10 protein-coding genes and 1 pseudogene are annotated in these 8,702 nt (G+C 53.8%); 7 read left to right on the top strand and 4 right to left on the bottom strand.

Going from position 1 to position 8,702, the window contains the following annotated elements:
- From ACP5J3_RS08345 to ACP5J3_RS08335, 3 genes are all read left to right on the top strand, one after another.
- A partial coding sequence (locus ACP5J3_RS08345; protein WP_428495264.1) for a hypothetical protein occupies nt 1-366 on the top strand: 366 nt, incomplete at its 5' end.
- Between the two features lie 405 nt (nt 367-771).
- On the top strand, nt 772-1,359 hold the full coding sequence (locus tag ACP5J3_RS08340; RefSeq protein WP_428495263.1) for a hypothetical protein: 588 nt from the start codon (nt 772-774) through the stop codon (nt 1,357-1,359).
- Nucleotides 1,335-1,577 carry a winged helix-turn-helix domain-containing protein gene (locus ACP5J3_RS08335; RefSeq protein ID WP_263246822.1) on the top strand — a complete coding sequence of 81 codons (243 nt, stop codon included), beginning with the start codon at nt 1,335-1,337 and terminating at the stop codon, nt 1,575-1,577. Before ACP5J3_RS08340 ends, ACP5J3_RS08335 begins: the two co-directional genes overlap by 25 nt.
- 526 nt (nt 1,578-2,103) lie before the next feature.
- On the opposite strand, the gene ACP5J3_RS08330 is transcribed toward ACP5J3_RS08335, so the two are convergent.
- The gene (locus ACP5J3_RS08330) at nt 2,104-3,438 is read right to left on the bottom strand and encodes an ATP-binding protein (protein WP_428495262.1); all 1,335 of its coding nucleotides are present in this window, start codon (nt 3,436-3,438) and stop codon (nt 2,104-2,106) included.
- 373 nt (nt 3,439-3,811) lie between these two features.
- On the opposite strand from ACP5J3_RS08330, the gene ACP5J3_RS08325 reads away from it, so the two are divergent.
- Together ACP5J3_RS08325 and ACP5J3_RS08320 are read left to right on the top strand one after the other, a co-directional pair.
- A complete protein-coding gene (locus ACP5J3_RS08325; protein ID WP_428495261.1) occupies nt 3,812-4,660 on the top strand; it encodes a mechanosensitive ion channel family protein in 849 nt (282 codons plus the stop codon).
- Between the two features lie 229 nt (nt 4,661-4,889).
- On the top strand, nt 4,890-5,354 hold the full coding sequence (locus ACP5J3_RS08320; RefSeq protein ID WP_428495260.1) for a hypothetical protein: 465 nt from the start codon (nt 4,890-4,892) through the stop codon (nt 5,352-5,354).
- Here ACP5J3_RS08320 and ACP5J3_RS08315 read toward each other — a convergent pair.
- From ACP5J3_RS08315 to ACP5J3_RS08305, 3 genes are all read right to left on the bottom strand, one after another.
- Nucleotides 5,340-6,023, bottom strand: a complete 684-nt coding sequence (locus ACP5J3_RS08315) for an HAD family hydrolase (RefSeq protein ID WP_428495259.1) — start codon at nt 6,021-6,023, stop codon at nt 5,340-5,342. The two genes, ACP5J3_RS08320 and ACP5J3_RS08315, sit on opposite strands and share 15 nt — an antisense overlap.
- Nucleotides 6,008-6,835 (bottom strand): geranylgeranylglycerol-phosphate geranylgeranyltransferase, encoded by an 828-nt coding sequence (locus tag ACP5J3_RS08310; RefSeq protein ID WP_428495258.1) that lies wholly within the window; start codon nt 6,833-6,835, stop codon nt 6,008-6,010. Before ACP5J3_RS08310 ends, ACP5J3_RS08315 begins: the two co-directional genes overlap by 16 nt.
- Before the next feature lie 74 nt (nt 6,836-6,909).
- Nucleotides 6,910-7,110 (bottom strand): hypothetical protein, encoded by a 201-nt coding sequence (locus ACP5J3_RS08305; protein WP_428495257.1) that lies wholly within the window; start codon nt 7,108-7,110, stop codon nt 6,910-6,912.
- A gap of 359 nt (nt 7,111-7,469) precedes the next feature.
- Here ACP5J3_RS08305 and ACP5J3_RS08300 point away from each other — a divergent pair, with 359 nt between their 5' ends.
- Both ACP5J3_RS08300 and ACP5J3_RS08295 read left to right on the top strand, forming a co-directional pair.
- Entirely contained in the window at nt 7,470-7,625 is a 156-nt protein-coding gene (locus tag ACP5J3_RS08300) for a hypothetical protein (protein ID WP_428495256.1), read from the top strand.
- A 749-nt stretch (nt 7,626-8,374) separates the two neighbouring features.
- A pseudogene (locus ACP5J3_RS08295) lies at nt 8,375-8,702 on the top strand (50S ribosomal protein L22); the annotation flags it as partial.

Here is an 8,702-nt window from a genome sequence, read left to right as displayed (position 1 = left end):
GTAGTGTCTGGGCAATATACTTGGAAGAGCTACCATTTGCCATCTGCCATAAATGCGTGGGTGGGAGACGCGGTAACCAACGTGCCCGAGGTATACTATACATATTACTGGGACAGTAATTCCAAAACTTTAACGGCTATCTTCTTCAACGCTGGATCTGAAAGCGGCTACGTTACCTACAAGGTGTACTTCACAACGCAAGGCGCCTGCCCTACAGAACCTCCAAAAGGTACAGAAATAGTGCTAAAGGCGTATCGGCCCAAGGTTGTTGATAAAGTTGAGCCCGTGAGCACCAAGCCGCGGTCTATCACAGCAGTTGAGAGAATTCTACCGGCATATAAAGCACAGATGAAACAAACAAAATAATATTTTTAATTTTTATAATTTTTTATGAATATTCATAGTGATTTTTACCTGAGTTATTGATAATGTGGAATATAAGCTTATCCTTAGTTCTCGAGATATCGATAGGTTGGCGGATCGGCTAAAACGCGCTTGGCGGAGATCGTCATGAAAATCGTAGATGATGGGGCGGCGTGTGAATAGCCGTGACTTGTGGTTATAACGAGGCAGAGACTGTATCCCACCCCGAAGATTTCTTCAACAGTTTATAATGCGGCGCGCCGCCGCTCTAGGCGGGTCTCTTTTGTGGTGCTCTCCATGCGCGTGTTTTAATCTTGTAGTTTCATGTACTCCAGGATACCGCCCCAATCGCCGAATTCCATCTACTTTAAGTAGATCAACTTTTTATCAGAATGATGTTATTGAGTCGTGAGGTTGTTCATCATATTAATAGTAAGCGTTATCGTTCTTGTCTTTGTTGCATATTCGCTAGTAGACAGGTACTACGGCATATGCATCTCCCACGGATCCAGCTACGACTGCGTTATCTACAAGGGGTTTAGCGAAGTGGGCAGATTCACCCTCTTCCAAAACGGCACAGTGGATCTGAGGTGGGGTACGATATCGGCACGCGCCCCCTTGAGATGTGTAAGCAACTGCACGCCCGGGAGCCTAACCCCCATCGGCGTGAGGGGCATGTACGTCATTAAGGGCGGAGAGGCCATCAGCGTCGTCTTCTACCACCTAAACGCCTACCTCGGCTACGTCTTGGCGGTGCCCATAGCACTGTACGCATACGCCCTGGCCCTAATCGCAGGCGGCACCCTTGAAAAAATCTACCGCGGCCTCAAAACCGCAGTCGTAGCCGGAGTTGCGGCCACCGCGATCTCCCTACCCACGGCGCCGCTGGAGCCCATCTCGGCGGCGGCGCTGTCCGCATGCGGCCTATCCACCGCGGCCCTGGGGCTACACGCCATTAGACAGGTGAGGCGATGGGTAACGTCGATGTTGACATAGTCGTCAGGTTACTATCCCTCCTCCTGGAGAGACCCATGAGAAAAACCGAGCTGTGGAGACTCAGCAAGCTGAACTACTACAGCTTCGAGAAATACCTCCAGCTGTTGAAAGAGAAGGGACTCGTAGCTGAGAGAGACGGATTTTACCACCTAACTGAGAAGGGGACGAGGGAGACTTTGGCGATTTTAGAATGGCTACGTAGAGTCCTTTACTTCTGACTCCTCTTCCCGCTGAGGGGCGAGGCTTCCTGGATGGCTTATTGGCGCATTCTTCTGGCTGTGGAGTTGGCCCAGCTGACACGTCAGATCTCTCCGTTTGAAGCGCCGGACAGATCCACTTCTCTAACAAATTCTCGTCTCGTGTCAAGACTCTATTTTCAAATGTTTTTCTCAGCAACAAACTATCGCGTCGCCAGAGACATAGGGATTGTGACAGCTAGAAACACCACCCTTGCCCCAAAGTGTGAAGTTGTTAATCGTCTTGTCAAGAGAATTCTCGCCGGGGGGATTAAGCCCTAACTTCTGACGTCTAGTCCTAACTCCCGCGCTTTGTTAACTAAGCGGAGGATTTCTTGCCACGACTTGGTCTTGTATATGTAAAACCGGCCTGCTGGCTCTGCATCTATTCCCAATATCTCCTTAGCGTATAGGCCCAGCACCACTACGTAGTAGCCGTCGGGGGTTTTCTCCTCGATGTCCAGACGGCTTTTACAGGCGGCCGCATGCCCTCTATAGAGGCCGGGGTTTAAGTTGTTTCTGCGCAGAGTTTTATCCTACGGCCGCTCTCCAAGACGTCGAAAATCTCCTGTAGTGTGTAGGAGTTAGCTGTTCTTTTCCTGAACCCCCTGGCCACTATTATATAGACGTCGCCCTCAGCCTTTCTAACGAGATTTCTCATTACAGTTTCTGCGTCGACGTCCTCCGACCACTTCACCTCTCCATATATTCTACAGCCGTGGGCTTCCCCCGCCAAGTCAATGTCGACATTGCCTTTTACATACTTCCCTAGCTTTACGCCGAATATAGACGGCGAGTAGCGCCTTATAAATTCTTCAAACATTTCGCCGAAGTACTGGGAGAGGGCTTCTCCGTCTTGGAGAGGTCTCACGTCGCCTTGCTCCAACGCGGAGAGGTTGGGGTAAACGAAGCGGAACCAAAACTGGAAGAGATTGTCTGAGATGTAGTAGAGGCCTCTCTTCTTGCCCACGGGCGCCTCTCTGCGCACTATTTCGAGGTGTTGCAAGACCCACAGATACTTAGACGCCTTACTCCTGTCCAGCCCCGCCCAGTCGGCTATTTCCCCCAGGGCGTGTCTCCCGCCGGCGATTGCCTCGAGTATAGACACGTACACCCGGGGCTCTCTCAACTCCTCTCTTAACAAAAACATCGGCTCCTCGTAGAGGGGGCCGCCCTTCTTGAAGAGACGCAACAAGTTCTCCTCAAAGCTCCTATTGGCGTCGAAAAGAGAGAGGTAGTACGGCACGCCTCCCACCACAGCCCACGCCTTAAATACATCGACGGAGTTCCAGCCGGGGAGAAACTCGCGTATCCTCCCCGGGGGCAGTTCCCCCATTTTCCAACTCCCAGTGCGCCGGCCGTATAGAGGCGACTTACGCGACAAAACCCTCTCTTCGATCATCCCCACGCTAGACCCCACCAATATTAAGAAGATTTTTGTCCTAGACAGCGAGAGGTCCCAAGCCCTCTGCAACACAGAGGGGATAGAGGGGTCCAGCTCCACGAGGTATTGAAACTCGTCTAGCGCCAGCACCACTCTCTCCTCCGCAGACACGCGGGCGAGGACGTCTAAAAAGACGTCAAATCTCGGCTCCAGATGGCGTAGATACTCCAGCCTTGTGAGCTCCGCCAGCTTGTCCAAAAGCTCCCGTACGTTTTTCTCAATAGAGTCGTAGGTACACATGTGGTAAATCCCCCTCTTCCCTCTCAAAAACCACACCACCAGCGCCGTCTTCCCTATCCTCCTCCTGCCGTACAAGACGAGCATCTGAGCCGTAGGCGACTTGTAGGCCTCCTCCAACCACTGCAACTCAGCCTCTCTGTCGATAAATTTTGACTCCACAAGTATTATACTCCAGAGGTAAATAAAAATTAAGGCGCCGGGAGGAAGAATCTCCACCCGGTAACCCGCGCCGCATATCAACACTTTGCACTAACTATATTCTATAAGTTTTACTAAAATTATTATTGTAAATAGAATAGCAACAGCTTTCTTCATTTGAATATTTCTTAAATATTATAGCTCGTGGACAAGTTTTAGTTAGCTTAAACATCCTCTACAAACCTTGTTTTGCACCTGCCGATTTAAATTTCGCCGTGTTAGCTTGTGCCAGATAACACTGCGGCTGGCACACGCCGTGTCTCCCCTATTAACGGCGTTAATAGCGCCGGCGTTCATATTAACAATATTTAAAAAGTACAACGGTAGTAGGGTTATGTTTCTACAGTTTGGGATTAACTGGGACAAGCTAGTGAGCGATTTGATAAACTACAGCATAGAGGGCGCTGTCGCCATCTTGATTATCCTCATCGCGTGGGTGGTGGGCTCCGTGGTGGGGAGGGCCGTGAATAGGCTGGTGGAGAGGACTGGTTTAGAGAAGGCTTTTGATAAGACTGACGTTGGTAAGGCTTTTAGGGCGGCGGGGGTAGACCTATCCAACCTCATAGGGATGCTCGTGACTGCCTTTATAGTTGTGATCGGCGTGGTCATCGCCATTGGCTACCTAAAGATAGGGGGAGAGGCCGGGGCTCTGCTGGCCCAGGTGGCGCAGTACCTCCCCCGCCTCATCGGCGGCATTATACTGCTCACAGTTGGTATAATTCTGGTGGCGCTTCTAACAGACTACATCGGCAAGCTCATGACTGGCTTGTTCCCTCAGCAGTTTGTGGAAATCGGCGAGATGCTGAGGAACCTTCTGCTCATCGGGCTGATCGCGTTGATTGTGTCGGTGGCGCTTGACCTAATGCTCTTCACCGGGCCACTCGTATATCCGCTTATCTTAGGCACAGTCATCATCGGCGCCGGCATCTTCATCGGCCACACCATCGTGCGGAACATCGTGGAGGACCACGGCGAGTTCGCAAGCGTGGCTCCCTACGCCAAGTTCCTCCTGTACCTAATATTCCTGATGGTTGGCCTCGGCGCGATCTTCGCCAACTTCCCCAACACGGCGCATGTGGTGCAGAACGTGGCTTGGGGCGTCGCGATCGCGGCCGGCATAATGCTGGCCCCCATTATCTACACACTGGCAAAGAAGATGGTCAAAGAAGAGATAAAAGACTAACCCCCTCCCCTTTTTCCCCTCTCCACGGTGCTACTCCTCCCCCTCGCCGTTTATCCAACTCATGTGCCGCCGTATGGCCCACGGCTCTTGTGGACATGGTCGTCCAATGCCTACGGCCTCCCATGTCGGCTACTAGTGCGGGGCTGGTGTTTAGGCTGGTGGCGGGGCCTGGCTTTTCCCTCCGCCGTCTGTGTCGTAATCTTTATATAGTTTTATATACTGTGGGATCATGCATATTGAGGTTAGGGACCCCACGCTGGTTGAGCGTCTTAGGAGGCTTCTTCCGAGGCCGGACGCCCCTTTTGACGACGTCATTATCAAGCTCCTGGAGCAGCCGTGTAAGCTGAGGATTAGGGAGATTGTGGAGGAGGTGTTGGCTACGCTTAACCTGGAGGAGCGGGTTGTGAAGATTGTGGAGGGGGCGGTGGCGCGGAGTGTGGGTGATCTCGAGAGGGGTGTGGCGCGCGCTGTGGAGAGGGCGTTGAGGGATGTGGTGCGTCAGTTGCAGGAGAGGGGCTTGGAGGTGGGGGGCGGCTGGGAGGCGGTGGTTCGGGAGGCCAGCAGGAGGCCGGATGGCTGTCTGACCTTTGCAGAGATTAGGAGGTACTACGGTAAGAATCTCAACAGCGTGATGCTTAGGAAGAGGGGGTTTGTGCAGAGGGAGAGGGGGCTTTGGTGTCTACCTAAGAGCTAGCACGCGCCTCACCGCGTCTGGTAGCTCTTTTAGGTTTTTCACCACATGGTCTGGGCGGACCGCGTCTATAGATATGGCGAGGCGTCGGGAGTGCTCCGCGGCTTCCCTCTCCCAGTCGCCGTAGAATATGGCGAGTAGGCCGAAGCGTTTGGGGAAGTACACGTCGAAGATCGGGTTGTCCCCCACCATCAGATCGGCGTCTTGGAAGTACTGGGGGCACGTCTTGGGGCATCTATAGGCGTCGGAGGTCCTCACTCCGTCGACCAGCTCGTCGAGGCCTAGGCGCCGGATTACGGGTAGCTGGTAGGAGGCGTGGCCGTTGGTGGCTATCTCGACGCGGTGCCCCATGGCCCTCAGCTCCCGCAGGGCCTCCAGAGCGCCGTCGGCTGGGCGGAAGCGCGGCAGATGTCTGTAGAGCACCTCCAAGACGCTCGGCGCCCTCCCGGCCCCCAGCTCCTCCGCCACGGCGTCGAAGAGCTGTTGCCAGTCGAATGCCCGCCAGTCTAGCCTCCTCATGAGGATGAGGTTCTTCTCCCTGGCCCTTCTCCACACCTCGTCGGGCGCGGCGCCGGCCCTCTCGGCTATCGCCTTGCAGACCTCGGCGAAGACTGGGTTCCAGGCGTCGAGGGGTAGCAGCGTCCCGTCTAGGTCTACTAGAATAGTCGCCATAGCCCCTCGGCGACTAGAGCCACCAGCGTCGTCCCGAAGGCGGCGAGGGTGCCGTTGCGGAACCTCCGCCACCGCCCCCTCGAGGCTTCTATCGATAGGTAGAGCAACATGACGCTTGTGGCCGCGGCGCCAGCCGCGAGTAGGTACAGCCCGGCGGAGAGGGAGGCGTACGCCAGCCACAGGCCGAGGGCTGTGGAGGCTGCGGTGGTCCAGGCCCCCAGCGCCGCGGTCTTCTCCGGGCCTATGCGGGTCGCCAGGGTGGTGACGCCGGCTTTCAAGTCCCCCTCGTAGTCCATGGCCGTCTTCACAAGCTCCCGGCCGAGGTTAGCCACTAGGGACGAGGCGAAGAGGAGGTTGAGGACGGCCGACGCGGCGCCTGCCGCGGCCATGCCGTATATGTAGGTCATGGATGTGAGGAAGGCGACTGTCAAGTTGCCAGCGAGGGGGACCCGCTTGAGTCTGGAGTTGTACAACACGCCGAAGACCGCGGCCGCCGTGTATATGGCCAGGGGGGCCGGGCCCAGTATAGCCGCCAGAGCGGCGCCGAGGGCCAGCGACCCGTACGCGACGAGGCGCGCCGCCTCTACGCTGACGTCTCCCTTCACAAGCGGCGCATCTGGCCTGTTAACACGGTCCTCCTCTAGGTTCGCCAGGTCGTTGTGGGCGAAGAGGCCGGCTTCGGCTAGGAAGGTGGAGGCGGCCAGCAACGCCATGGCCGAGGGGTCTCTCCCGCCCGCCACGGCGTAGGAGGCGGTGGACGCCAGGGCCGCCAGCACCCCGTGCTCGCCTCTTATGAGCCTCCAGAGCGACACGTCGCCGTATTCGTTACGGGAATTAAAATCCATTTATGCGAAAAATTTAAAAGAAGGATTTCAGATACGTATGATCAGCAGAAGGAAGTTGTTAAAAATTCTGGGCGACTCTGCGATGGCTCTATTCTCAATAGTTTACTGACCCACCTGGGGCGGCTGGGCACGGAGGAGTCCCGGGCCACGGCGTCGCCCCCGGCGGCTACTGGTTTGAAAAAATCGCGGCCGAGCCCAGCGGCGATGACGTGGTTCTGGAATTTGTAGACAAAAAATGACAACCCGGTGGACTTCTCCGCGTTCCTAATCTGGGAGCCCACTGGCGACGTGGAGGAGGTCGCCGTCAAAAACTGTAAGCTTAAACTACCAAAGAAGAGGCTCTTGGAGTAGGCGGATCAGTGGAGGGATAAGCTGAAGAGGGCGGATCGGCCGACTCTGACAGAAAATACATTATTTGCCATACTGCCCATATCAATACCAGCGGAGTCCCTGCCGTACACTACAGTAATAGCGACTCCGCGTATAGTCAACAAGAGATACAAGGTACACGGAGTCAGGAAGAGGTCACGCTAAGGGTCAAGGTTTGCCACCTGCCCCGAGGGGAAGGTGATATATGTATCTGATCAATCTTAACAACTACGTGCCTGTTGTGGCACCAAAGGACGAGTCAAGTAAAGCATTTGGGGAGTTTCTCCACTTTCATTATGTAGATGGAAGCACGGTTAAGTTTAACGTATACGGCGGAACCGCTCTAAACTTCGGCGCCGAGCTCCGCATATCAGATCAATACAGTTGAAGCACCGGAGATCTTAAAACCACAGGTTCGCTAGGATACGTAATACGAAACGACGGCGAATCGGCGGCCATGATGTTTTATTCAACTGTGTGGCGCTATGTAGTGTATGAAGTATATGATACAAACACCTGTGGAGTCATTGATCAAAGAGCTGATATGCGTATGTTATATCTTTCACTAGAAAACGGAGGTTTTGCCATAAGGGGCGTGTCGAATCCGCCTAGTGTGATTTTCGACCAAGTATCGCTAAAAGACACAAGGAGCTACGTCGGCATGGACGGAAATGGTGGCAACTCTAATACACTTTATATGTTGAATTCATGAATCAAGAGCCGTTACTGGATCTTGGCCTTAGTATTAAGCTGAGCGGTAGATGGCCAATCGGAGCCATAGTTAACTATCTACAATTCCCATATTCTTGGTTAGTAAAGGGACTGCATATAGGCTTTAGCTTCCAACTATTCGAGGGTAAGGCAAATTATGTAACGTCCATAGGCACCGACGCAAACCCTGGAGTGGGATATACACTCGAAATATATCAAGCATTCTACATACATTATCTAAAAGACTTTTCGTTTAAACCGCTACGCACTACTGCAAGAATTGTTGATTAGGCTTTGCTACTATAATAATATTTTTCTAAACTTGAAGTATAATTAATTTAGCTTTAATACTACAGCGTCCTAAAGTATTAGGCGTTGCGAATCGTATAAATGGATAACTTTATAAATGTCTTTTTCATGGGGGCTGTGCCTCGGCATCAGAACTTCTCACTTAGCGACGAGGAGGTTGTTAAGCTGGTGTTTAGGGAGTATGGGGTGAAGATTACGGCGGAGCAGATAGCGAGGGCGTATGCCCCGGAGCAGAGGATGTCGTGGAAGAAGAGTGTGGAGGTGGCGAGGTTTATAAAGGGCATGACGCTGAGGCAGGCGAGGGCTTGGCTGGAGGACGTGGTGAAGCTCAAGCGCCCGGTGCCGATTAGGACTTTTAAGAAGAAGCAGGCTCACCACGCGGCTCCCTGGGAGGGGTGGCCGGTGGCGAAGTGGCCTGTTAAGGTGGCGAGGCGCTACCTCCAGT

This window comes from Pyrobaculum sp., assembly GCF_049971835.1.
Lineage (GTDB): Archaea > Thermoproteota > Thermoprotei > Thermoproteales > Thermoproteaceae > Pyrobaculum.
The sequence above is the reverse complement of the archived record's forward strand: the minus strand, read 5'-3'. Positions and strand labels throughout refer to the sequence as shown.